Genomic DNA, 24,918 nt, shown 5'->3' with positions numbered 1-24,918 from the left:
ATGTATCGTGATCTCGAACTCTATATCGACGGCGCATGGCGCGGCGCGCATGACGGTGCCACCCGCACGGTGACCGATCCCGCCACCGAGGAAACCCTCGGTTCCATCGCGGCGGCCGGCGAAGGTGACATCAATGCGGCGCTCGACGCGGCGAGTGCCGGTTTTGCGACTTGGCGCAAGGTCGGCCCCTGGGAGCGCGGCAAGTTGCTTCGCAAGGCTTCGGATCTGATCCGCGATCGGGTCGATGCGATCGCGACCGTCATGTCGCTGGAGACCGGAAAGCCTATCGCCGAGGCAAAGGGGGAGACCAACGCCGCAGCCGATCAGTTCGAGTGGTACGCCGAGGAAACCAAGCGCATATACGGTCAGATCATCGAGAGCCGCACGGCTGAAAGCCGCATGGCTGTGATCCACCAGCCGGTGGGCGTCGTGGCGGCCTTTTCGGCCTGGAACTTTCCGGCATTGCTGCCGGCGCGCAAGATTGCGGCGGCGCTCGGTGCCGGTTGCAGCATCATCGTCAAGCCGGCGGGGGAAGCGCCGGGCTCGTGCGCGGCGCTCGTCCAAGCCTGCCATGATGCTGGCATTCCCAAGGGCGTCGTCAACTACCTCACCGGCAATTCCGACCTGATCGCCAAACGCCTGATCGCTTCTCCGATCGTGCGCAAGGTGTCGCTCACCGGTTCGGTGCCAGTCGGCAAGCAGATCCTGCACCTGGCCGCTGATGGGGTGAAGAAGGTGTCGATGGAACTTGGCGGTCATGGACCCGTGGTCGTTTTCGACGACGTCGATGCCCGCAAGGTCGCGGAGGTCTGCGCCAACACCAAGTTCCGCAACTGCGGCCAGGTGTGCATTTCTCCGACCCGGTTTTATGTTCACGAGTCGAAATACGATGCCTTCGCCGAGCGTTTCGCCGAAGTGGCCAAATCGCTGAAAGTCGGCCGCGGCATGGACGAGGGCGTCCAGATGGGACCGCTTGCCAATCGCCGTGGCCTCGAAACGATTAAGGACCTTGTCGAAGACGCCCGCAAACGTGGGGCGGAGGTCCTGGCGGGCGGCAATGTGCCGGCTGAAGCCAATCGCGGCTTCTTCTTCGAGCCGACCGTGCTCGGTCGGGTCCCGGACGATGCGCGCATCATGGTTGAGGAGCCGTTCGGACCGGTGGCGCCGCTTACGTCCTTCACCAGCTATGATGAGGTCATGGAACGGGCGAATGCGCTGCCGTTCGGCCTTGCAGGTTACGTATTCTCCAACGACCTGAAGACCTCCACCCGAGCCTATGAGGATCTCGAGGTCGGCATGGTCGGGGTCAATGAGATGCTTCTGGCGACGGCCGAGGCGCCGTTCGGCGGCATCAAGGAGAGCGGCATGGGCCGGGAAGGTGGCTCGTTCGGCATCAAGGACTACCTTGAAACGAAGTATGTGAAGATCAAGCTGGAAGATCGGGCGGACGCATGAGTGAGCAGGACGCGCGCGGGCTCGCAAGGGGGCTCACGAACTATGGCGACAAGGATTTCTCGGTCTATCTGCGCAATTCGTTCGCCGCGTCGATGGGATACTCGCGGGAGGTCCTTAAAAAGCCGATCGTTGGCATCGCCAACAGCTTTTCCGGTTTCAACAACTGTCACCGCCACTTCCCCGAAATGCTCGAGGCAGTAAAGCGCGGCGTGCTTCTCGGCGGGGGGCTGCCGATCGAGTTTCCGACGATTTCGCTCGGTGAGGTCTTTCTCAGCCCCACCAGTCTCAAGTTCCGCAACCTCATGTCGATGGATACGGAGGAGATGATCCGCGCCCAGCCGATGGATGCGGTCGTGCTGATGGGCGGGTGCGACAAGACCGTCCCGGCCCAGTTGATGGGTGCGGCCTCGGCCGATCTTCCTGCGATCCAGATCGTTGCCGGTCCGATGATGACGTCCCGCTATGGCGAGGAGCGTCTCGGCGCGTGCACCGATTGCCGCCGGTTCTGGGGTAAATATCGCGCTGGTGAGGTGTCGACGGAACAGATCAACGATATCGAGGGACGGCTGGCGACGACGGCGGGGACCTGTGCGGTCATGGGCACCGCCTCGACGATGGCCTGCATCGCCGAAACACTTGGCATGTCCTTGCCCGGAACGGCGGCGATCCCGGCGGTTCATGCCGATCGATTGCGTGCCGCCGAAGCGACCGGGCTGGCTGCCGCCCGGATGATCGACAACCCGATCCGGCCGAGCGAGATCATCACCGAAAAGTCGGTGGAGAACGCATTGCGCGTTCTGCTGGCTCTCGGCGGCTCGACCAACGCGATCATTCACCTGACGGCGATCGCGGGACGGCTCGGCATCGCCGTATCGCTGGAGCGGCTTAATGCGCTCTCCGACGAGACGCCGGTGCTCGTCAATCTCAAACCGGTCGGCTCGAACTATATGGAGGATTTCTTCTTCGCCGGCGGCGTCGGCGCCGTCCTGCGTGAATTGAAGCCGCTGCTGCATCTCGATTGCCGCACGGTCACCGGCGACACGCTGGGCGACCGCCTTGCCGAAGACGCGGGCTATGTCGATCGCAAGGTCATCGCCAGCGCCGAAGCGCCGCTCGAAGAGGAAGGCGGGCTCGTTGCGCTGTTCGGCAACCTGGCACCCCGCGGCGCCATCCTGAAGCGCTCGGCTGCCGACCGCTCCTTGTTCGAGAAGGAAGGTCGGGCGATCGTCTTCAATTCGCTCGCGGACCTGTCAGAACGGATCGACGATCCCGATCTCGATGTCGCGGCCGACGATATCCTCGTGTTGCAGAACGCCGGGCCCCGCAGTGACTCCGGCATGCCCGAAGCCGGCTACCTGCCGATCCCCAAGAAGCTGTCTTCCAAGGGTGTGAGGGACATGATCCGCGTTTCGGATGCGCGCATGTCGGGTACGGCCTTCGGCACCATCGTCCTGCACGTCGCGCCGGAAGCGGCCGTCGGTGGGCCGTTGGCCCTGGTGCGCACCGGTGATCGCATCAAGCTGTCGGTCAAGGACAAGACGATCTCCCTTCTGGTCGACGATGAAGAACTTCAGCGACGCAAGGTCGCGTTCAAGCCAAGCGTGCAACCGGCTTCCGAGCGTCGGGGGTATGACCGGATTTACGCCGAACAGGTTCTTCAGGCCGACGAGGGGTGTGATTTCGAGATCATGCAGCCTGTAAAGGCCTGACAACGCCGGCGGGAGAGCCGGTCCAGATCAAGATGCAGCCATCCGGTTGAGCGCGGGGCAGTTCGCCCCGGCGGCGAAGCCGTGCGCAAGAGGAGAGGGAAATGAAGATCGGAACGCCGAAGGAGACGCTCGACGGCGAGCGGCGCGTGGCGATGACGCCGGAGAGCGCCATGCGGCTCGCCAAACTCGGCTATGAGTGCCTCATCGAGGAGGGGGCCGGCATCGCCGCCGACTTCAAGGACGATGCCTATCGCGAGGCGGGCGTCACCGTCGTCGCCGATGCGACGCGCCTCTGGCGCGAGGCCGACATAATTCTCAAGGTGCGGCCGCCGGCGGAGGACGAGATCAACCGGCTTACGGCGGACAAGACCTTGATCAGCTTCATCGGGGCTGCCCATGACGCAGCGCTCCTGGACCGCCTGGCGGCAACCAACGCGACGGTGATCGCGATGGATGCCGTGCCGCGCATCAGCCGCGCGCAGAAGATGGATGCCCTCAGCTCGATGGCGAACATCGCCGGCTATCGGGCCGTCATCGAGGCGGGCAACAATTTCGGCCGCTTTTTCACCGGCCAGATCACGGCGGCGGGCAAGATGCCGCCGGCAAAGGTCCTTGTCATCGGCGCGGGTGTTGCTGGTCTTTCGGCAATCGGTACCGCGCAGGCGCTCGGTGCCATGGTTCGTGCCTTCGACGTTCGTCCGGAAGTCGCCGAGCAGATCGAGTCCATGGGCGCGACCTTCCTGATGCTCGATTTCGAGGAGGATGGCTCGGGCGAGGGCGGGTATGCCAAGCCTGCGAGCCCCGAATTCATCGCCAAGGAGATGGAGCTCTTTGCCGCTCAGGCGCCAGAGGTCGATATCGTCATCACCACGGCGCTCATCCCCGGCCGCCCGGCGCCGAAGCTGTGGCCCGCCGAAATGGTGCGTGCGATGAAACCCGGTTCGGTCGTCGTCGACCTTGCCGCCGAGCAGGGCGGCAATTGCGAGCTGACCCAGCCCGGAACCATCGTGGAGACGGACAATGGCGTGAAGGTCGTCGGCTTCACCGACTATCCAAGCCGCATGGCCGCACAGGCCTCGGCGCTCTACGCCACCAATCTGCGTCACATGATGGACGACCTGACCCCGTCGAAAGACGGCACGCCAGTGGTCAACATGGACGATGACGTCATTCGCGGCGCAACCGTCGTCAAGGATGGCGCCGTCACATGGCCGCCACCGCCCCCAAAGGTTCGCGCGATCGCGCAACCGAAGAAGAAACCGGCAGCCGCGGCGACTTCGCCGGCGTCTGAGAAGAAGGCCGGTTCGCTGCCGTTCTTTCTCGCAGGTGCGGCTCTGCTTGCGCTGATCGGCCTCTTCGCACCGGCCGAGTTCGTGGCGCGTTTCACCGTCTTTGTGCTTGCCTGCTTCGTCGGCTACCAAGTGGTCTGGAATGTGACGCCCGCGCTGCATACGCCCCTGATGAGCGTCACAAACGCGATCTCAGGCATCATCGTGCTTGGCGCGCTCTTGCAGATGAGCGCACCGTCCGGGCTTGTCGTGGCACTCGCGGTGCTGGCGGCCCTGATCGCCTCCATCAACATCGCCGGCGGCTTTTATGTCACCCGGCGGATGCTCAACATGTTCAGGAAGGACTGAGACCATGGGCCTCATCACTGCCTCCTATGTCGGCTCCAGCATCCTGTTCATCCTGTCGCTGGCCGGCCTCAGCCACCAGGAAACCGCCGTGCGCGGCAACCTCTACGGCATCGTCGGCATGGCGATCGCGGTTGTGGCGACCTTGTTCGCGCCGGGCGTCGGCAATTACCAGCTTCTCATCCCCGCGATGATCGCCGGCGCGGCGATCGGGATCTTCGTCGCCCAGCGCGTCGAGATGACCCAGATGCCGCAACTGGTTGCGGTGCTGCACAGCTTCGTCGGGCTGGCGGCCGTCTTCGTCGGGCTGAACAGCGCCCTTTATGCCGCCGGCCATTATGCCGGCGCAGAAAAGGTCATCCACGAGATCGAGATCTTTCTCGGCATCTTCATCGGTGCGGTGACCTTCACCGGATCGCTGGTCGCCTTCGGCAAGCTGCAGGGTTCGATTTCCGGCAAGGCGCTCGTGCTGCCGGGACGGCATGCCGCCAATCTGGCGATGGTCGCGGCATGCCTGCTGCTCGGCGTTCTCTATGTGGCAGGGGCGGGCGTCTGGACGCTCATCGCCATCATGCTGATCGCCTTCGTGCTCGGTGCGCACCTGATCATGGCGATCGGCGGCGCCGACATGCCCGTGGTGGTGTCCATGCTCAACAGCTATTCCGGCTGGGCAGCGGCGGCGACGGGGTTCATGCTCGGCAACGATCTCCTGATCGTCACGGGAGCGCTGGTCGGCTCCTCGGGGGCGATCCTGTCCTACATCATGTGCAAGGCGATGAACCGCGATTTCCTCTCGGTCATCCTCGGCGGCTTCGGGGCGCAGCAATCGACATCCGATGCCATCGACGGTGAAATGGTCGCGATCGACGCCGACGGCGTGGCGCAAACCCTGCAGGATGCCGACAGCATAATCATCGTGCCGGGCTATGGTCTCGCAGTGGCTCAGGCGCAGGCCGCGGTCTCGGAACTGACGAAGTCGCTTCGGGCCAAGGGCAAGACTGTCCGCTTTGCGATCCACCCGGTTGCAGGCCGCCTGCCCGGACACATGAACGTCCTCCTCGCGGAGGCGAAGGTGCCTTACGACCTCGTGCTGGAAATGGACGAGATCAACGAGGATTTCGGACAGACCGATGCCGTCATCGTCATCGGCGCCAACGATATCGTGAACCCGTCGGCGCAGGACGATCCCGGCTCCCCGATCGCCGGCATGCCGGTTCTGGAAGTCTGGAACGCCCGTCAGGTCATCATCTCCAAACGCGGGCAGGGCACGGGCTATTCGGGGGTCGAGAACCCGCTGTTCTACAAGGACAACGCGCGGATGCTCTACGGCGATGCCAAGGCGTCGCTCGACAGCCTCATCAAGCTGATTTGAGACAATGGCGCGGGTGCTCGTCGCCCGCGCCATGCAGAACGGAAGCGATCTGAGGCTGAACCGCCTTATCGCCCGAGCATGTTCTTCTGCACCGTGACGAGATGAGCACGCATCGCGCGCTCGGCTTCCTCGGGCAAGCGGCTGCGCAAAGCGACGACAAGCCGGTCGTGTTCCTCGCAATAGTGCTGTCGCCGCTCGTCGGAAAAGGACCGCTTCTTCATCTCGAACCACGGCGGCTGATTGCGCAGGACGCGCAGGATATTGTGGATTTCGCGCAAGAGGTCGTTGCGCGAGCACTCGAATACGAGCTGGTGCAACTCGGTGTCCCAATGCTCGAATTCGGGCATGTCGCCCGCCGCATTCGCCTTCTCGTGCGCCTTCTCGATGGCGGACAATTGCGAGGCGCTGGCGTTGGTCGCCGCGAATGCGGCCGCGGCCGGTTCCAGCAGCATGCGGATTTCCATCATGTCGGCGGGACTTGCCCCCAGCATGCGCGCGGTGATGTCGGCCAGCGGATCACGCCTTGCCGTGTTGATGTAGGTTCCCCGTCCGACGTGGCGGGTCAGTATTCCTTCTTCTTCCAGCCGGTCGAATGCGCGACGCACGGTGTTGCGCGCGACGTCATAGTCGACGGCCAGATCGCGTTCGGTCGGCAATCTGCCGGTCTCGGCCCAGGTGCCGGCCGAGATGTCCTTGCGCAACAGAGCGGCGATGTCGTCGGAACTGCGCCTTGCCAAACCACGCTCCCGCAAAATGATCCAATTGTGATCCATTTAGCGGGCGAGAGTCGTTTCGTCCATATCCAATCCAATAAACGGGTCAAATCTCAGCCAATCATGGACCGAACTGTTGCGACAGTGGCCTGATTGGTCTAGTAGTGGTTCCACAAGGTGTTGATTGGTATCTGATTGGTATAGAAAATTGAAGTTTGCTAGCTTTACGAAGAACGGTCGGCCGAGCGTCGGCGTCATCAGCGAAGACGGCGAGCGTATTGCCGTTTACGACTTGCCTGAAAATGAAGCCAGCCGTGGCGTCGCAGCCCTCATCGAACGCGATACGATGCCTGCGGTTCTGGAGGAGGTCTCCGTTTCGTCGGTTGCGCTGACGGCGCCCATTCCCAGGCCCGCCCGCAACATCTTCTGCGTCGGGAAGAACTATTTCGAGCACGCGCACGAATTTTCAAAGAGCGGTTTCGATTCCAGTGCTGCCGCCGGAGCGGTCCCCAAGAACCCGATCATCTTTTCCAAGGTGCCGGAAACGGTGATCGCGGCCGGCGATGACATCCGGATCGATCCGGAGGTGAGCGAGGCTGTCGACTATGAGGCGGAGCTCGCGGTCATCATCGGCAAGGGCGGTCGCGGCATCGCGCCGGAAAACGCGCTCGACCACGTGTGGGGCTATACCATCGTCAACGACATCACGGCGCGCGACCTTCAGGGCCGCTACAGCCAATGGCTGATCGGCAAATCGCAGGATACCTTCTGCCCGATGGGACCCTATGCGGTCACGCGCGATGAGATCGACATCGCGGACACCGCAATCCGATGCTTCGTCAACGACGAACTGCGCCAGGAATCGAACACCGGGCTTTTGATCTTCGACGTTCCGACGATCATTGCCACCATCTCGGCCGGTGTCACGCTTCAGCCGGGCGATGTCATCGCCACCGGAACACCGGCAGGCGTCGGCATCGGCTTCGACCCGCCGCGTTACCTCAAGGACGGCGATGCAGTGCGCGTTGAGATCGACGGCATAGGAACGCTGACCAATCGATGCGTATCGAACCATGCGCGTCAGGCGAAGGCGGCCGCGGGTTAACCGGTCGTCGACAATCACAACAAGGAGGAGACACATGAGACATTCAGCTTTGGCCGCCACGGCGGCACTGTGCATCGCCATCGGCGCGGGTTCCGCGTCGGCCCAGGACACGCAGGAGATCGCATGGGGCGGGTCCAATCCCGGCGGCGTGATGTACTATATGGTCGGCGTTGCCGGCACCGAGCTCGGCAAGGATTTGCCGAACGTCAACATCACCCAGGTCACCACCGGCGGTTCGACGGAGAACGCCAAGCGGCTGATCAAGGGCGAACTCGACATGGGCATCGTCTATGGCTCGCATGTCTTCATGTCGCAGGATCAGACCGGCCCGTTCGAGAACGACGAGAAGGGCACGATGCTGCGCGGCGTCGCCATGGCCTATGAAGGTCCAACCTATTTCGTCACCATGGCAGGCAGCGGGATTGAATCGATCGCCGATCTTGCCGGCAAGACCGTCGCGCTCGGACCGCCGGGCTCGGGAACGGTGTTCAACTGCTCCAACATCCTGACGGCGCTCGGCATTCTCGGCGATATCGAGCCGCAGATGATGACGTTCGGCGATGCCGGCCGGGCGCTTGGCAACGGACAGATCGATGCGTTCTGCCAGTCTTCCTCGCCGGCCGCGGCCGTGACCGAACTGGCCGAGACCAATGATATCCTCGTCGTGCCGTATGGCGAGGACGAACTCGCCTCGATCAACGAGACCTTCCCGTTCTACCACACCGGCACGATGCCCGAGACGACCTACAAGGGCGTGCCCGCCACGGACATGCCGTTCACCACGGTCTACTGGGTCGCGCATGAGCGCGTTCCGGAAGATGTCGTCCACGACATGGTCGCCGCCGCCTACGAAAAGCAGGATGTGCTGGCCGAAGGCCACAAGGCCTGGGCGCAGATGAAGCCCGACGTCGAGAACTTCGAGGCGCTCGGCGCACCGATGCATCCCGGCGCACTGGCCTATTACGAAGAAGAAGGCCTGGCTTCCCAATAGGGCAAACAGCGCCGGATCTCTTGAGCCTCTCCCGTTCAGCTTTCGGGAGAGGCCTGTCGTTTCTCAAGTCAAGACCGTCCCATGATCGATACCGCCTGGCTCTTCAAGGTTGAAGGTGCGCGCCGCACCCTCACGGGGTTCAACGCCCTTGCCTTCAATCTCATCGCGGCGGGGTTTGCCGGGTTCTATCTCTACACGTCGGGTTTCGGGCTGGTCTCCACCGAAACCAATCGCGGCATCTACCTGATGCTGACATCGGTTCTGGTCTTTTTGCTTTATCCGGCACGCAAGGGCGCGCCGGCGCATCGCACAAGCGTCGTGGACATTCTGCTTATCGCCGCCACGGTGATCTCGATCGGCTACTGGATCGACCAGTATGTCAGCTATGCGATGTTCCGTGTCTCCTCGCCGAGCCAGACCGACCTCGCCATGGGCGTCGTCGCCATCGCGGTGATGCTCGAAACCAGTCGCCGGGCGCTCGGTCCGATCATCTCGATCATCGCCATTGTCTTCCTGCTGCAGCTTTATTTCGGTGCCTATCTGCCCGGCAAGCTGGCGCATCCCGGCATGTCGGTCGAGCGGATACTGGAGTTCACCTATTCGACGCAGGAGGCGCTTTTCGGCGTCGTCACGGCGACCTTCGCCACTTTCGTCTTTCCCTTCATGATCTTCGGCGCCTTCCTGGAGCGCTCCGGCGCCGGTGCCTTCTTCATGGATCTCGGCACCGCGGTGGCCGGGCGCTGGCGTGGCGGACCGGCGAAAGTCGCCGTTCTCACCTCGGCGCTCTTCGGATCGATCTCCGGCTCGTCCGTCGCCAATACGGTGACGACGGGGTCCTTCACCATTCCTTTGATGAAGCGCACCGGCTACAGGCCGCATGACGCCGGCGCCATCGAGGCGATCGCATCGACGGGTGGCCAGTTCATGCCGCCGGTCATGGGGGCGGGGGTCTTCATCCTCGCGACGTTGACGGAGACAAGCTATCTGACGATCGCGCTGATGAACGTCATCCCGGCGACCGTCTTCTTCATCTTCCTGCTCTCGATGGTCGATCTGGAAGCGGTGCGGCTCGGCCTCAAGGGCCTTCCGAGCGAAGAGATACCCTCGGTTCGTTCGGTTCTTGCAAAGGGCTGGCACTTCTTCCTGCCGCTGGTCGTCGTGATCGGCCTGCTCTTTGCCGGCTACTCGGCCGAATTCTGCGCCTTCTGGGGCACCGTGTCGGCGGCGGTCCTTTCTTGGCGCCGGCGCGAGACGCGGATGGGACCGAAAGCGGTCGTGCAGGGCCTGATAGGCGGGGCGCAGTCGAATAGTTCGGCCGGCGCGGCGATCGGAACGCTCGGCGTCATCATCGGCGGTATCGTCCTTGCCGGTCTCGGCCTCAAATTCTCGTCCGTCCTGATCGAACTGTCGGGCGGGCATCTGTTCTTCGCGCTGCTTCTCGTGACCTTCGTGTCGATCATCATCGGCATGGGTTCGTCGACCACCGGTTCCTACATCATCCTGTCCGTGGTCGCCGCGCCGGCGCTGATCCAGCTGGGCGTGCCGACGATCGCCGCGCACCTGGCGGTCTTCTACGCCGCATGCCTTTCCAACATCACGCCGCCGGTCTGCGTTGCCGCGTTCGCCGGTGCCGCCATTGCCGGGGCGCCGCCAATGCGCACCGGCTTTGCGGCGCTGAAATTCGGCGCGACGCTGGTCCTGATGCCGTTCACCTTCGCCTATGTGCCCGAGATCCTGCTGCAGGGGACGTGGTGGGAAATCACCTACACCACCGTGCTTTACGCGGTCGGATCGATCTTCCTGGCGATCGCGATCCAGGGCGCCGCCCCGATCGGCGGAAGGATCGCCCAGCCCGTTCGGCTGCTTTTCGGTGCCAGCGGCCTCATTTTGATGTTCCCGGCCACGATCTGGATCGACCTTGCCGGTATTGCGCTCGCCGCCATCGCCATCGCCGTGATGAACACCGGACTGGGCGGCACGCCGGCCCAGAACCGCGCCAACACATCCTGACGACCGGCCGACCGGCGCGCCGATCAGGATCCGGCCATTGTCCGCTTCGAAGGGCAATGTCGAACCCACAGGCAGATGCGCTCCATGGAAGCCGAATTCAAACCTACGCCAAATGGAGAACTGGACGACCGTCCGGCCATAAATCGATAGTCGTCCACGGGGCACCCGACGTTGGCTTTAATCCAGAGCACATTGGGTGGGAGAATTGATCATGCCTACGCTTCGCGACGCACTGAGGCGGCAGCTTCCTCGCGGTTTCGTGAACCGGCTACGGATTGGAACGGCTCTATTCAGAGATCAGGCGTGGAGCGACGGCCCATTCGACAACACCTATGAATGGATCGGTCATACGTTTCTGGAACTCCTGCAGCACAGCAAGTTTCACGCAAAGCCGATGTATGCGTGGGGTGTGTTGCAGGCAGCGGCGTTGGCCAAGGTACTCGGGGTCCCGGGCATTACCGTCATCGAGTTCGGGGTGGCTGGGGGCGCTGGGCTTCTCGCTATGGAGCATTGTGCTGAAGCGGCCGAGCAGTGTACCGGAGTTAAGATCGATGTGCTGGGCTTCGATAGCGGCCAGGGGCTTCCTGAGCCAATCGACCACCGCGACCAGCCAAATATGTGGTTTGCGGGGCAACTGCCCATGGACGAAACCACTCTGCGTGCGGCACTTCGTCGAAGTCAATTGATCATCGGGGATGTGAGCACAACCGTCACCGAACACATCGGCAAAATCCGCTATCCGGTCGGTTTTGTATCGTTTGATCTCGACCTGTATTCGTCCACAAGGAATGCGCTGACGCTTTTTTCGTACGACAGTGAACGATATTTGCCGCGGGTCTCGTGTTATTTTGACGATATATTCGGCTACACCTACAATGAGTTTTGCGGCGAACGGTTGGCTATCGCTGAATTCAATCAGGAGTCCGAGACAAGAAAATTATCGCCTATTTCGGGTCTGAAGTTCTTCGTTCCAAAGCTTGTCGCCAACGAGATGTGGGTCGAATCGATGTACTTTGCTCACGTGTTTGATCATGACAATTATAATGATCCAGACACTTTCAACAAAGCCGTCATCACAGACATCCACGGCGAAGATATCCGGTTGCCGCCGCAATCGGATTGGAAAGCGCGACTGAGCCCCAGCCAAAATGGCGCCTGATCCATGCCGACCGGATCGTGGCCATGAGGGACGGGCGCATCGTCGCCCATGGGCCTCCGGATGAGATCGTGACGTCCAATGCGCTGGAAGCCGTCTTCGGATACAAGATGCCGGTCGAGCAGATCGCAGGTCGGCCGGTCGCACTGCATTTCCTTTGAAGATCCGGGTGGGAGCTCGCCGGCTGAACGAAGCAGGGATCCGCGTCAGGCCACCTGCTTGAGGCCGACGGAATGCACCTGGTTCCTGCCGTTGCGCTTTGCCCTATAGAGCGCGGCGTCCGACTGGCTCAGCAGGGAAGCGAAATTTTCGGGTTTGCCCGCACACATGACAAGGCCGCCACTGACGGTTGCGCGAACGACACCGATGGCTGTTTCGATGGTCTCCATCTCGAACTTCGCGCGAATGCGTTCGGCGATGCCGCTGGCGTGACTTGGGGTGATGTTCGGCAACACGATACAGAACTCTTCGCCGCCAAGGCGCGCCGCCATATCGGTTGCCCTGATGCTTTCCTGGACGACCTTCGCGAACCGCCGAAGCACGAAGTCGCCGGCGTCATGACCGAACTGATCGTTGATTTCTTTGAAGTGGTCCAGGTCGAGCACGATCAAGGCCGTGCCGGGCTGGACCGGGGTGTCGTCGACACACTCGAAAAGAGCCCGGCGATTGAGGAGTCCGGTAAGTTGATCGGTAATGGCGTCGACCCGGTGGCGGCGAGCGATGCGTGACTGGTTCATCGCGAGCGACAGTGCGCCGATGCTGCTTATGCCGATGATGATGACGATCGCGTTGACGTCCTCGGCCCAGTTCTCAGGGCGCTGTGACAGGACGAACTGGCCCTCTTGCAGGAGGACCACGCCGCACAACAGGAACGACAATGACGTCGCGCCATAGAGCAATGTGTTCGCCACCATGGGAATGGGAGCCTCGCTGCGACCAATCCAATACTGGTGGGCGATGCGGCCGATCACGAGAGCGATACCGCAGTTTGCCAGCATTGTTCCGGTGCCGGAGTAGCCAAGGGCAAATGCCGCGGCCGTCGGCGTCACCGCGATGGCGATCGTCCATCCGAAGGAGGTCCAGTTGGTCTCGCCGGTACGGAACTGCATCGCGCCGACGTAGACGAAGCTGAAGCCAACGATGACCAGCGCGAACGAGGTGAATTGGACGGTGGGCAGATAGGTCTCTCCGATCGCACCGAAGAAGACCACCCCGCCGACGATCAACGCCATCCCGATTGACCAGCTCAACAGAAATCTGTCCTGGCGCGCACCAAGCCAGGCCACGAACAACGTCACGCACAATGCCGTGCTGGCGAACCCGATCGCTGCCAACAGGGAGATCTGGTCAAAAATCATCGATTGCCCCGGCTAAAGACGAGGCCCAAAGGTAAACGCACCCAAACCCAGCCCCACCCGGCGAACGATAGAGCGATCTGGTATCGAAAAGGTTATCCGGAATACTTTGAATTGCGCCAGATCAATTTGGAGGTCGGCCGCATCGACAGGACGACCTCTGTCGGCTAGCGCGACGAGGCCTGACGAGACGGTCCGCTCGCAGCGGGAGACATCGTCAGGGAAAGCTGCGATCCACCGGGCTATTTTTGAAAGAATGGTGCCCAGGGGCGGGGCGCGGCAAGCGCCTAAAATCAAACGCTTACGGCAAGTGCGGCCCGTTTTGCTTCCCCTTGCGTTTCGGGGCTTCCCGTAAAGGGCGGGCCGCACCTTTTTAATCTCAGATGCGCCCCGGATAAGCTTCGACATCGACTACCGCTTCGAGTTCGGTGTCAAAGTTGCAGCGGTAGGTATGATACTGCCAAGCCCCGAAGCCGTTCTGGAATTTGATCTCATCGCCGATGTAGCTGACGATGCCGGCTTCGCGATCGACCCATTGAAGGCGCGAGAACTTCGGCGATAGCCACCCATTCGTCCACTCGTAATCGTAGTTCGCCAGCCCTTCGATAAGGCCGGTGCATCGAACCGACGCTTCGGTCACGAACTTCTCGCCGTGGCAAGATATGTCCTGCCGGCAGTCTTCGGCTTCGTCCTCATCGCCTGTCGCCGCGGCCTGCTCGACTTCCTCTTCTTCCGCCGGCTCTTCGGGCACGGCTTCGGCCTGGGTTGCTTCAGGCGTGCCTTCAGCACTCGAAACGTCGATGTCGGAGCCAATCTGCAAGAGCGATATCACGCCGAACAGGAGCCCGAGAGATGCAGTGGTAAAGCCGCGCAAGCGGCGCCCCGATCGGAACATGCAAACGATGCCGTAGATCATGACCGCCACCGCGACCAAGAATAAGAATGCGAAGAAGTTTTCCATCGAGCCCTCCATGCCTCAATGCTCGGGACCGTAATCGATGATCAAAGACGTGGGAACTCCAAATCAAGGCACAAAAAAAGGCCCCCTCCCACGGCATCAGCCGCAAAAGGGGGCATCGAGGTAGGGCGGTCAAGCCCACAGGGAACAAGCGCGGGGGTCGCGCTGGAGGACGCGCCCCCGCTACGTGGCTGGCAGCGAACGCCGATTACACCGCCAGCCGCGTCTATTGTGCCCCTGGCGCCTCATCGGCCGGGGCAACATCGAATTGAGTGCAGAAAGGACCGAAGCGCCGGAGAAGCTCACTTTCGTCGCGCAAGGCGTAGCTCGAGCAAACTCGATAGCGCCCTTCAGACTGGATGCATTCGGCGCCGACGAAATCCGAAAGGCTGATGCGGATATCGCCTGATGTCTCGGGATAGTAGCGGGCGTAGCCGCCCCCTGAGCAGATGTAGCGAAATCCTTCACCTGCATCGACGGCAAAGACGTTCGATTGCCAGTTCCCGAAAACCGGCCGGTTGATGACCCGCGTATAGCTGACCATCGCCTCTTGGCCGACCACATGATCCTCCACGTCGATCGAAGCGGCGAACCACGGCTGCGGTGTCGTCCAGTCGTCGTAGTATTGCAGGATCGGCTTGTGCACGAGGAAGACAAGGAACGCGGCCAGGATGATCAGGCCGAACGCCTTATCGCCGATCTCCGCGCTGCGGGCGGCATCGACTATCCGGCACTGGATGTTTTTCGGGAAGCTCATTTTTGGCCTCTGATTGCACGAACAAAATCAAGCAAGGTCGCGCTATCGATGTTCGCGACGAAGCGCGTCACTGCATAGCCCATCATCGAGAAGAGGCCCGCCACTCCATTACGGTAGGTCTCGGGGTCGAGTTCCATGTAGTGAAGGAAGGGGTCGGTCAGGAAGACCGAGCAGAAAAGCCCCGCGGCAAGCCGGGTGATTGCGACCATCACGGAATGCTTCTCCGAGTTCAGTACAGATACCAGAAGCCCGCCGCCAACGGCGATCAGGAACCCGGCATTCTGCTTTAGAAAATCATGCATCGCCCTCGCACCCCCGGGCGCCTGCGTCGAGGCGCTCCCATTCGGTTGCGAGGGTATCGAGGCCGGGATCGGCCGGCGCCACTTCGAGATACTCGGCTATCGCCACGAGCCTGCTATCTGGCGTCTGCGTTGGGCAGACGCGAGCAATGGACGCCTTATCGGCGACGGGCGGCGATACGCTCGCGCAGGCGACGAGCGACATCGGCAGAATTGCCGCGATCAGCCGCATCGATTTGGTGCTGTGCATCGGCAATCTCCTGAATTCGCCGTTCGGTAGTGAGGGCGGCTTCCGCCGCCCCTTTTCTTTCGAGCGCCTTGTCCCGCCGGTAGTCGGAGATCACGTCGCGTGCGATGGATGCGATAACGCCGGACAGGAAGGACAGGAGCGCGCTAAGCATGGGGCTCGGCCTCACGATCCACTTCGACGGCCGGGAGCTTCGCTTCAAGAAGCTCGCGGACACGATCCGGCGTTAGCTTGAAGAACTTCAGAGCGTCGGGAACGTTGCGTTCAACGTAGCGAATTCCTTCGGCGAGGACCGCCGATCGGACATCGATCGTTGCTTTGTCGGCTTTCGCTTCGACGTAGTGCAGGCCGGCAAAAACACCATTCATCAGCGCCGATTGCAGCGCCTCTCGGTGCTTCCCCTCCTTCTGCAGACCAAGCAGGCCGTTAAGCCGAACCATGATCCAGCCGACAAGCGCGGTCACGAGAAGGGCGGCGACCTCCGCGATGAAGGGCGACAGTGCGCCGAAGAAGCCGCCCAGGCCGACGACGGTATCACCCGCTTCTTGGGCGAATGCGGGGCCGATCAGGAGGGACACGGCAGCGACGGCGATAAGCATCGCCATAGTGAAGACGGCGTTGTTTCGGAACATGGCTTTCTCCATGAAAAAGGCCGCGGGATTGCGGCCTTGAAAGTCAGGTGAGGATTTCGAGAGCAGCCCGCAGGAGCCGGGCAGCTTCGGCCGTATCCGGGCCAGGGCCGGCGTCGGGGATCGCCTGGAAGGGTGGCTTGCCTGATAGCGCGAGTTCCATCTCGTCGCGCGTCTGCGGGCCCACCTTACCGTCGGCGACGATGCCGCGCTCCTTCTGGAACCAGATCGTGACCATCTCGATCGTATGGTCGAAGGCGCTACCGGGGCGAACCGGGAATGGATGATCGACCTGTTCGCGATAAGCAGCGAGGTCATCAACCCATGCCGCGACTTCCGCGCCGCTATCGCCGCGCTGCAAGACGGCATCGACTGTCGGCACGAAGTCGCCTGCTCGCATCATCAGGTGATCGTATTCGGCCGAGGCATCAAAGGATGGGCATGCCTTGTTCGCATACTCGTTGTGGCCGCTGATCTTCTTGATCTTGAAGTGGTCGCGGAGGTTGACGATCTCCGAAAGCAGCGCGTCCTTTTGCGCCGCCGTGCGGGTATCTTTGGGCGTCTTCCCATCCTTCTCGACACCGCCGACATAGACGATGCCGATCGTGCCGGTATTGTGCCCGGCAACGTGGGCTCCGATCTTCTCGATCGGCCGGCCGTCCTGGCGTTCGCCGTTGAGCCCTACAACGCGGTGGTAGCCGATGCCGGACCACCCGCGCGCTCGATGCCATTGGTCGATCTCCGCGACCGTGACGGGGCGCCCTTCAGGCGTCGCGGTGCAGTGCACGATGATTTCGTTGATCGTTCTCATTTCGGCGTTTCTCCAAAAGAAAAGCCGCCCGGAGGCGGCTGTGTGAATTCCAAAAGGGCAGAAGGCTTACCGATCGTCTTTGCCGGCGGTGCCCTGCGGCTGCTTGAGCGAGAGCGTCGTGATGAAGCCCCCGCGGGAATAGGCATGCTGAACGCCGTCTATCCGGTACGTCCCATCAATCCCCGCACGCGTTCCGCCGACGACGCATAGGCCTTCAGGCTGCGCGCCGATGTTGCCTTCAATGACAACCGTCCCGGCGCCCGAGCCCCGCTCCGCGTCCGCCTTCTGGCTTTCTGTCTTCTGCTTGGCTTCATCCTCGTCGGCTGCAGTAAAGCGAGACGACGCGATCGCTTCCGCGTCTTCGATGACCGTTTCAGTCAAAACTTCCTTCCATGTCGCCGCTTCCCGATCGTAGTAGCGTGTCCGGGTCTGCTTATAGCGAGGGCGGCTCAGGAAGGGCGCAATGTCCCACGAGTGGAGGTTCTGCCCGTAGACGGCCGAAACCGTCGGCAGCGGGCTTCCTCCGGGCGTTGTGCCCCCGTTTCGTTTCGCCAGGACCGCGCGGCCATCCGATATCTTGAATGTCCCGCCAATCTCGGCCGCGATGCGCTCGCCGAACGACAGGAAGCTTTCATCGTCCATCCGCTCATATTTTCGGATGATCGACGCGAAGGATTGGTCGACCCGCACGTCATCGATGCCCGCGAGCCTTCCGGCTTCCGAGAGGATGTCTTGCAGGCTCTTTTCGTCCCAGTGCTTTTGCTGAGGCTCTTTCGCCTTGCCCTGTGTGTCGACCCCTTTCGCCGAGACGGTGATCGAGCGACCGCCGCCGCGATCGCCCCGGCTGCGGACCTCATCGACTTTCCCGCGAAAGACGACGCCCATGCCGGTCTCTGTGAAACCGAGCATGATCGTTATTGATGCCCCAGGGCGGGGGAGAACGATGCGACCTTCGCGATCATCGACATCGATCGACGCGGTATCGCTCGACATGCCGGCCTTGTCGCTGACCGAAATCGAAGTGACGACCGGCGCGAGCCTCGTCGATATATCGCTGCCGTCGATCAAGACTGAAAAGACGGCTTTCATCAGTCACCCCATAGGCGGACAGGCTCGACAATCGGCGCAGGACGAGGCGTCGGAATTGGCATCAGGACTTCGGTCCCGACGGGAAGAAAAAGGCCAAGGTCGGCGAGGTTCTGGTTCATCTCGAAGACCTGCTCGACGATCCCCGGCATGGGGCGCTTGAAGCGCCGCCACACCAAAAGCGGAACCGTGATGCCTTCGCCCTCGATGACGATGCGCTCGACGGTATCGGTCATCGGAAGAACCCTGAAACGATGGAGAAGTAGGAGCCCGGCGAAGGTTTCGGAGCCCGGCGCACGCGGATCGATACGGTTATGACCTGTCCGACGCCCTGGGGGTCCAGATAAGTCGACTGTTCCGATACGCTTTCGATTACGACCCATCCCATAGGACGGCCGTCGCCGCGGATCAGATATTGAGGCAAGCCGGAAGAGCGCATCTGATCGAGGATTTCGAGTTCGTCGAGACCCCCGATCTTTCGAGGCAAAAGCTGGCCCTCGAAGGACCAAGTATTCGCGCCCTCGCCAACGAATTCCCCGGGGGCTTCCGCGCCGATCACTGGCTTGAAGGCATAGTCGGCCGCAGCCTCGCGGCCGACTTGATGGACGTTGAACGGATGGACCTTGATCGCCAGAGAGCCGAGACGATAGAGCATGCCGGCTCCCCTTTAGATGTCCGCGTGGATGGCCCGAAGGCCCTGGCGCTGCCGCTCTTCGAGTTCGCGGCCGACTGCATCGGCTACGGCCTTCGGATCGGCAATGCCGTGGATGTGGATCGGGGCGTTGATTGTGAGCGCCCCGCCACCGCCTGCCGCCCGCTGGGCGCCACCGCTCTGCGCCGCCATCCCGGCCGTGCTGCGCAAAGCGCTCATGGTGTCTCGGTGCGGCATGATCGAGCCGTTCGTGTCCGGCGTGAAAAGCTCCATGCCTTCCTCGCCGACGATGTACGGCTTGCCGCGGCGGACAGGGCCACCCTTTGCACGCTTCTCGACGTTATCATTGGCCGGCGCCGAAGCGCCGCCGGTACCGCCCATCCACGTCGGCCGATTGGTCCACCACGAAGGCGGGGTCGGCCACTTGATGATCTTCGAGAGATCGATGCTGCCAATCGCGCCGATGATCTTCCCGGGCAGGCCACGAAACCACTCGACGAGGCCGTTGATCGTTTCCTTTACGGCGTTGATCAAACGGTTCGCGATGTCGTATCCGGCCTGCTCGAAGCCCGCCTTCTGGTCCTCGGACAAGACCTCACGGCTGAACATTCCGCCGATCCAATCGAAGAAGCCCGAGAGCTTCTCGCGGATTGCCGAGAAGTCAAACATGCGCTCGAAAGCTGCGCGCGCCGCCGAGCCATCGAAGCCGAAGGCATCGGCAATCTGCTCGACCTTGCTCGCCACCGTATCCTTGAAGCCGGATAGGCGATCGCCTGCCTCGGAAAGCGATCCGAGAAGATGCTCACTGATCGCCCGGCCGACGCCCTTGAAGATCGACGAGACACGATCCCAGTACTTGTAGATCGCAGCCCCCGCGAGCGCGACGGCACCGACCCCGATCGCAATGGCGCCCCATGCGGGCGCCGTAATCGCCGCCACAGCGCCGGCAATGGCCGGTCCAGCCGTCCCAAGCAGGGCGACCCCCGGAATGGCCCGGGCGATGCCTCCAAGGGCGACAGAGGCCTTTGACAGCGGCCCGAACCTGACACCCGAAAGAGCGGCAAGCGATGCCTGGAGGCCGACGGCATTTGTCGCCGCACGCTTTGCCCACGATCCGAGCTTGATGATGGGAAGAACAGCGGCAAGAGCGCCGCCCCGCATCATCAGTGCAGCCCAACGGACGCCGATCATGCCGACGCGAAGCGCAATCATGCCGCCGGTTGCCACGATCGCAGCCCGCGCCAGCCTCGGATGGGCTTCAGCAAGTGCTCCGATTTTGTCGATGAGCGGGACGATATTGTTCGTCACATCGGAAAGCAGCGGGAGAAGTCCGTTGCCGATCGCGATGCTCAGGTTCTCGACCGCAGCCTGCCAGCGCAGCGTTGCGCCTTCTGCAGATTGAATGCGGTTCTGAAAGTCTTTCTCGACAACACCGCTGGCCCGCATGGCTTCGTCGCGGATACGCCGATACTCTTCCATGTTCTGGATAATCGACCGCAAGCCCTGCTGGACCTGCGCGTCTTCGAACAAGGTGCCGAGCTTCTTCAGATCGCCATCGAGAGCCCTGTCGGTGATATCAGCGATCGCCTCGATCGGAGTAAGCCCCCGCTGCGCGGCGGCTTCCATCTCCTTGAAGATATCGATGCCGGCGTCGCCGAACTTCTTGATCGTCGCCGGGGCGTAAATCTTCTGAAGGACGTTCGCGAGGTTCGTCGCGGCCGACGAGCTATCGCCCGTCCCCTTGCGCACGACCTGGAGCGCCGCCGCAAGGTCCGCGACCGCCGATGTCCCTTCCTGCCCGAGCGCCTGATAGGACGCGCCGAGCGCCGGGAAATACTGCGCCATGTCGCGAAGCTCGAAGGCGCCCTCCTTGCCCGCCTGCGCCATCATATCGATGGCAGTCTCGATCTGCTCGGCCGGCACCTTCAGGTTATCGACCGCCGACCAAGATGCTGATGCAAGGTCGTCCGTCGATGCCCGGTATGCGGTAGCCGCCCTGCCGATCGGATCAGCCGCAGCAAGCGCGACATCGGTCGATGCGCCCTTGCCGACAAGATTGTCGATAGCCGCGGCGATCTGCGATGACGCCTGATTGGTGTCGCGGCCGATCTTTGTGATCTGCTTGCCGAGTTCTCCGAGCTTGCTCGTCGGGATTTCAGCCTTCTGGCCGATATCCTCAAGCTGGCTCTCGAAATCGCGCGCTGCGGTCATCGGGGCCGTGAGGCCCTGCTTCAAGAGGTAGAAGCCCCCGACGGCATCGACCAGCCGCCCGCGCGTCTCGTCGAGCGCCCTGTTGTTCCGCTCGATCGCGCCTTGCACGCGCGACGTGAGCGTGCCGCTGGTCCGGTTTGCCGCCCGCTGGATACCACCCAGCGAGCGCGCTGCGGCCTTCGCCGGGGTCGATACCTTGTCGAGTAGCCGGACAACGAGGGTCGAAGTGACAGAACCGGCCATCGGAAGGTTTCCTTATCGAAGGCGAAGCCGCGCGATCCGCAATGCCTGCTGGTGATACCGCAGCAATAGTGGGATGGGGGTTCGCCTGACTTGCGGGTAGGGGGTCGAAAGCATGGCCGCGACATCGGCTACAACCACGTCGCCGTGATCGCGGTACCAAGCAATCATTTCGACGATGACGGCTCCTGCGGCGCCTCTTCCGTCTGTTCCTCTTCGTCCTGCAACAAAGGGATGACGACTTCGCCAAGCGCCTCCAGATCGCTTCGGTGCATCTTTCCGATGGCTTCGGATGGGCAATCGGCGAGGGCGCTTATGAGGCCGCGCATTTGCTTGATCGTCAGGCTCTCACCATTTTCGATCTCAAGCCCCTCGATGGCTTCAAGCGCATCGACATCGGGCTCGCGAACCGTCACGGCAGCAATATGCTTTTCGCCCAACGTGACGGGAAATTTCAGGACGTGCGTTCTCGTCTTCCAAGTACTAGACATTTCGGCGCTTCCTTATGGCGTTGAATGCCCGCCGGCAGAAGCCGGCGGGCGGAGGCGATCCGCTTAAGCGGCGCCCGGAATTCGGAGGATGCGGTTGACCCCAGCGTTCTCGTCGTTGCCATTGACGCGCCAGACGTTCGTGAAAAAGTCCCAGTGGAACTTCTCCTGGTCGTCGAACCAAAGCTCGTAGTGCATGACTTCGTTAAGCGCGTATTCGTGCCCCTGAAGTTCACCGCGCTGGAATGCGTCAGGCGCCACATTTCCCAGGCGGGCTTCGATGATCGCCTTGCTTTCGAACTCGCGGCCGGTGCGCTTGTCGAGGATCACGCCGTAGGCCGTGTAGACCTTGCGCTGCTTCCCGCCGAGGCCGAACTGAACCATGAGGTCCGGGTCGTGGCCGGCGAGCTTGAAAGTGGGCTCAAGCTTATTGACGCCGACCTCGAATTCGACGCCGACACGACCGCCGCCGGGGTGATGGTCGACGTAGATTTCAGATAGATCGGGAAGCTTGAGTTCCGAAATCGTCAGGTGCTTCGATTTCGTCGGATCGTGGTCGCCTGCGAACAGGTTGACCGCGGTCATCATGTAGATCGTGGACATCGGGCATTTGCTCCGTGGAAATGGCGAAGGGCGGCTCTTAGGAGCCGCCCGCTATGGCAAGGCGCAGGGCGCCGTTAAGCGGCCTGATCAAGCTGGGTGATCAGATTGTCGAGCAGGGCGTCGAGAGCCGGCCGGTAGCGCGCAGAACGAACGCCGATGTAGCGAAGGACCGGCGCCTCTTCGGCGGCGAAGTCGATCGTGAACTTCCCAAGGCGAAGCTGTTCGGGGTTATTCTGGTCTCGCGAGAAGCCCATCTTGAAGCCGAGGATATCGCCGTCAGCCTGAAGGTCGCGCAGAGCCATCTTCATCGTATTCGTGACGGCTTCGATCGTCTGGCCCGTCAGATTGAAGCGACCGAGATAGAAGCGGAGCGTCCTCAGGAAAAGCAGATGGATGTAGTCCCGGCCGCGCGTGACATTGTAGAAGCGCCACACATCGTCTTCGCCCGCGTTGTCAGTTCCGACAAATACGAAGCCCCCAGAGGCGATCGCGGTTTCCACGCCCGCCTCGCCGCGCAGGATGACCCCGCCATTTGCAGCAAGGATCGTCTGCCCCTCAGTTGCGCCATCGGTCAGCGAAAAGCCGATCGGGCGGTTCGGGCCAACGATGCCTTGGATCGGCTGATTGGCCCAGGAGTGGAACGGACGCCCCTGCTTTTCATGGTCGCGCCGAACGCCAGCGCCGAGGATCGAGCCGACGCTATCGACGACGGTCGCCGCCGCGCCCACCTTGACCCACGTCTCGACCGGAATAATGCGATCGCTCTGGATCGTCTCACGCCAATCGGTGAAGGCTTGAAGGGTGGAGTGGGGTCCGGTGACAACCGCATGGGCGAGCATGCGCTCAAGCGGGCCTGCCAGGGCGGCAATGACAGGGTTCGCGAGAAGGACGCCGGGGTTCTCGATGTCCTCTTCCTGCTGATACGTGAAGCCGGGGATGCCGATCAACCGCGGGACGACACCAAGAACAGCCCCGGAAGTCTCAAGCCCATCGAGGGCTTCGATGAGGTTGGTCATCGTCGCGGCATCATCGGCGCCTTCATCGGCGCGAACGATGACGACGCGCGCGGCAACCTGGAACTCGCCAAGCTGCGCATTGATGAGATCAAGCTGATGCGCGACCGAGCCAGTCGTTCCGAGGTCTTCTTCGAGCGTGGCGTCGTCAGAGAAAACGAGGACCGGCGTATTCAATGGGAAGCGCGTCGCGTCTGCATCCGGCGCGGTAACGACAAGGCCGATGACGGAAAGATCGGCGCCAACAGCCGGACGCGGCTCGTTGTCGACGCGCGTGATGGACAGGCCGAACGTAGGGTCGGACATTCTGTTCTCCATTTCAGTTTTGAAGAGCGCGCATCGCGCGTTTGATGGTCGGCCCGCCCACGGCCTGTATGCGGGCAATAAAAAAGCCCGCCGGGGTGGCGGGCTCATGCGGTTTCAGAGGCGGCAGATACGGTTACTCGTACCTCCAAATGATCACGGCGAGCAGCATCACCAGCCGGCGCGGCAGCGAGACACCGTCGGCCTTCAATGCCTCGTGGAAGACCGCGCCAGCCGTGACGCGATCCCATCCGTTTTCAAGCAGCCAGTCATGCAGGGCTGCGGCCTTGTGGAAGGCGGGGTCGTGCGGATCGAACAGCCAGCGAAGAAGCACCGGCACCGACACTTCGAACATGAAGCCTGCCGGCACTGTGACCGGCGGTCCGTCTTCGTGTCCGATGTGCCATGTCAGCGATCGTGCCAGCCGATATTCGATACCGCCAATCGGGATCGCCCCGAGATGCGCGGTGTAGGCGGACATCAGGGCCAGTAAGCCTCGTTGGTCGCGTAGTCTGCTGGGATCGGGTCCATGTCTTTCAGAACTCGCGCTGCGAAGATATGCGCTTGCTTGTGCCGCATGGCTTCCTGGCCGAATGCAAATGTTGTTTGCGCGTCCATGTCGTGCTCGGTGTTGTCGGCAGCGATCCAGCGGAAATCGTCGCCGCCGCCATGCCACCGGAGATCGCCCGGCTGAACCCCCGCCATCATTGCGCCGAGTGCTGCTGTCGCCGCTCCTGCGATATTTTCGCGGTCTTTCGGCGCAGATTGGTAATGGACGCCGTTGAAGGCAAATCCCGCGTCAATGCGGCGGTCGCGTTCGGCGTCGACTTGGTCGGCGGTAACGGGCGGGGCCGGGGGTGAGGTAAAAGCCTCGCCATCCCATGACCAGCCGATGCTAGCGTTCCCCGCGTCCACCAGCGTTTTGCCGGGAAGCTCGAAATCCGGCCCTGCTTCGATAATGTTGACGACTATCCCGCCGTCTATGACTGCGCGACGTGTCATTGCTTGACCCTCTTGAAACGAGTTATGCGGACTTCACCTCGTGCGCCGTTGCCACCCTTTCCAGATCGTCCTGCGCCGCCCCCGCCGCCGCCGGGTATCTGTCCGGGCGAGGCGTTGCC

26 protein-coding genes are annotated in these 24,918 nt (G+C 62.1%); 9 read left to right on the top strand and 17 right to left on the bottom strand.

The window, feature by feature from the left end; translation table 11 throughout:
- From CN673_RS18290 to pntB, 4 genes are all read left to right on the top strand, one after another.
- On the top strand, window positions 1–1,455 hold the full coding sequence (locus CN673_RS18290) for an NAD-dependent succinate-semialdehyde dehydrogenase (protein WP_099867853.1): 1,455 nt from the start codon (window positions 1–3) through the stop codon (window positions 1,453–1,455).
- Window positions 1,452–3,164 (top strand): dihydroxy-acid dehydratase, encoded by a 1,713-nt coding sequence (locus tag CN673_RS18285; protein WP_099867852.1) that lies wholly within the window; start codon window positions 1,452–1,454, stop codon window positions 3,162–3,164. Before CN673_RS18290 ends, CN673_RS18285 begins: the two co-directional genes overlap by 4 nt.
- Before the next feature lie 101 nt (window positions 3,165–3,265).
- Window positions 3,266–4,801, top strand: coding sequence for a Re/Si-specific NAD(P)(+) transhydrogenase subunit alpha (locus CN673_RS18280; RefSeq protein ID WP_099867851.1), 1,536 nt, complete (start codon window positions 3,266–3,268; stop codon window positions 4,799–4,801).
- A gap of 4 nt (window positions 4,802–4,805) precedes the next feature.
- Window positions 4,806–6,170 (top strand): Re/Si-specific NAD(P)(+) transhydrogenase subunit beta, encoded by a 1,365-nt coding sequence (pntB, locus tag CN673_RS18275; protein WP_245409986.1) that lies wholly within the window; start codon window positions 4,806–4,808, stop codon window positions 6,168–6,170.
- Between the two features lie 65 nt (window positions 6,171–6,235).
- On the opposite strand, the gene CN673_RS18270 is transcribed toward pntB, so the two are convergent.
- On the bottom strand, window positions 6,236–6,907 hold the full coding sequence (locus CN673_RS18270; RefSeq protein WP_099867923.1) for a FadR/GntR family transcriptional regulator: 672 nt from the start codon (window positions 6,905–6,907) through the stop codon (window positions 6,236–6,238).
- A 184-nt stretch (window positions 6,908–7,091) separates the two neighbouring features.
- On the opposite strand from CN673_RS18270, the gene CN673_RS18265 reads away from it, so the two are divergent.
- The 5 genes from CN673_RS18265 (at window position 7,092) to CN673_RS21480 (ending at window position 12,306) form a co-directional block, all read left to right on the top strand.
- Window positions 7,092–7,988, top strand: coding sequence for a fumarylacetoacetate hydrolase family protein (locus tag CN673_RS18265; protein ID WP_198586053.1), 897 nt, complete (start codon window positions 7,092–7,094; stop codon window positions 7,986–7,988).
- Between the two features lie 34 nt (window positions 7,989–8,022).
- Window positions 8,023–8,979, top strand: coding sequence for a TAXI family TRAP transporter solute-binding subunit (locus CN673_RS18260; protein ID WP_099867849.1), 957 nt, complete (start codon window positions 8,023–8,025; stop codon window positions 8,977–8,979).
- 81 nt (window positions 8,980–9,060) lie between these two features.
- A complete protein-coding gene (locus CN673_RS18255; protein WP_099867848.1) occupies window positions 9,061–10,989 on the top strand; it encodes a TRAP transporter permease in 1,929 nt (642 codons plus the stop codon).
- 211 nt (window positions 10,990–11,200) lie between these two features.
- Entirely contained in the window at window positions 11,201–12,148 is a 948-nt protein-coding gene (locus CN673_RS18250) for a hypothetical protein (protein ID WP_099867847.1), read from the top strand.
- A gap of 23 nt (window positions 12,149–12,171) precedes the next feature.
- Window positions 12,172–12,306 (top strand): hypothetical protein, encoded by a 135-nt coding sequence (locus tag CN673_RS21480; protein ID WP_280951201.1) that lies wholly within the window; start codon window positions 12,172–12,174, stop codon window positions 12,304–12,306.
- A gap of 45 nt (window positions 12,307–12,351) precedes the next feature.
- Here the strand turns inward: CN673_RS21480 and CN673_RS18245 are convergent, their stop codons facing one another.
- From CN673_RS18245 to CN673_RS18170, 16 genes are all read right to left on the bottom strand, one after another.
- Entirely contained in the window at window positions 12,352–13,503 is a 1,152-nt protein-coding gene (locus CN673_RS18245; protein WP_099867846.1) for a GGDEF domain-containing protein, read from the bottom strand.
- A 376-nt stretch (window positions 13,504–13,879) separates the two neighbouring features.
- Complete coding sequence (locus CN673_RS18240) at window positions 13,880–14,461, bottom strand: hypothetical protein (RefSeq protein WP_157928943.1); 582 nt, start codon at window positions 14,459–14,461, stop codon at window positions 13,880–13,882.
- Between the two features lie 223 nt (window positions 14,462–14,684).
- Entirely contained in the window at window positions 14,685–15,215 is a 531-nt protein-coding gene (locus CN673_RS18235) for a hypothetical protein (protein ID WP_099867844.1), read from the bottom strand.
- The gene (locus CN673_RS18230) at window positions 15,212–15,517 is read right to left on the bottom strand and encodes a hypothetical protein (protein ID WP_099867843.1); all 306 of its coding nucleotides are present in this window, start codon (window positions 15,515–15,517) and stop codon (window positions 15,212–15,214) included. Before CN673_RS18230 ends, CN673_RS18235 begins: the two co-directional genes overlap by 4 nt.
- Complete coding sequence (locus CN673_RS20950) at window positions 15,510–15,764, bottom strand: hypothetical protein (RefSeq protein WP_157928942.1); 255 nt, start codon at window positions 15,762–15,764, stop codon at window positions 15,510–15,512. The genes CN673_RS18230 and CN673_RS20950 overlap by 8 nt, the downstream gene beginning before the upstream one ends.
- A 143-nt stretch (window positions 15,765–15,907) precedes the next feature.
- Window positions 15,908–16,393, bottom strand: coding sequence for a hypothetical protein (locus tag CN673_RS18220; RefSeq protein ID WP_157928941.1), 486 nt, complete (start codon window positions 16,391–16,393; stop codon window positions 15,908–15,910).
- A gap of 43 nt (window positions 16,394–16,436) precedes the next feature.
- On the bottom strand, window positions 16,437–17,201 hold the full coding sequence (locus CN673_RS18215; protein WP_099867840.1) for a peptidoglycan recognition protein family protein: 765 nt from the start codon (window positions 17,199–17,201) through the stop codon (window positions 16,437–16,439).
- A gap of 66 nt (window positions 17,202–17,267) precedes the next feature.
- A complete protein-coding gene (locus tag CN673_RS18210) occupies window positions 17,268–18,290 on the bottom strand; it encodes a phage late control D family protein (RefSeq protein WP_099867839.1) in 1,023 nt (340 codons plus the stop codon).
- Window positions 18,290–18,523: a tail protein X gene (locus CN673_RS18205; RefSeq protein WP_099867838.1), complete on the bottom strand. Its 234-nt coding sequence runs from the start codon at window positions 18,521–18,523 to the stop codon at window positions 18,290–18,292. Before CN673_RS18205 ends, CN673_RS18210 begins: the two co-directional genes overlap by 1 nt.
- Window positions 18,520–18,942 (bottom strand): phage tail protein, encoded by a 423-nt coding sequence (locus CN673_RS18200; protein ID WP_099867837.1) that lies wholly within the window; start codon window positions 18,940–18,942, stop codon window positions 18,520–18,522. The genes CN673_RS18205 and CN673_RS18200 overlap by 4 nt, the downstream gene beginning before the upstream one ends.
- 12 nt (window positions 18,943–18,954) lie before the next feature.
- Window positions 18,955–21,393, bottom strand: coding sequence for a phage tail tape measure protein (locus tag CN673_RS18195; protein WP_099867836.1), 2,439 nt, complete (start codon window positions 21,391–21,393; stop codon window positions 18,955–18,957).
- Window positions 21,394–21,557: 164 nt separating this feature from the next.
- Window positions 21,558–21,881 (bottom strand): phage tail assembly protein, encoded by a 324-nt coding sequence (locus tag CN673_RS18190; protein WP_099867835.1) that lies wholly within the window; start codon window positions 21,879–21,881, stop codon window positions 21,558–21,560.
- Between the two features lie 63 nt (window positions 21,882–21,944).
- Entirely contained in the window at window positions 21,945–22,481 is a 537-nt protein-coding gene (locus CN673_RS18185; RefSeq protein ID WP_099867834.1) for a phage major tail tube protein, read from the bottom strand.
- 74 nt (window positions 22,482–22,555) lie between these two features.
- A complete protein-coding gene (locus CN673_RS18180; protein WP_099867921.1) occupies window positions 22,556–23,800 on the bottom strand; it encodes a phage tail sheath protein in 1,245 nt (414 codons plus the stop codon).
- A 133-nt stretch (window positions 23,801–23,933) separates the two neighbouring features.
- Window positions 23,934–24,278, bottom strand: coding sequence for a DUF1353 domain-containing protein (locus CN673_RS18175; RefSeq protein ID WP_099867833.1), 345 nt, complete (start codon window positions 24,276–24,278; stop codon window positions 23,934–23,936).
- Window positions 24,278–24,799 (bottom strand): DUF4376 domain-containing protein, encoded by a 522-nt coding sequence (locus CN673_RS18170; protein WP_099867832.1) that lies wholly within the window; start codon window positions 24,797–24,799, stop codon window positions 24,278–24,280. Before CN673_RS18170 ends, CN673_RS18175 begins: the two co-directional genes overlap by 1 nt.
- Window positions 24,800–24,918: the final 119 nt, after the last annotated feature.

The organism is Neopararhizobium haloflavum (assembly GCF_002750855.1).
Classification (GTDB): domain Bacteria; phylum Pseudomonadota; class Alphaproteobacteria; order Rhizobiales; family Rhizobiaceae; genus Georhizobium; species Georhizobium haloflavum.
This window is presented reverse-complemented; position numbering and strand designations above follow the sequence as displayed.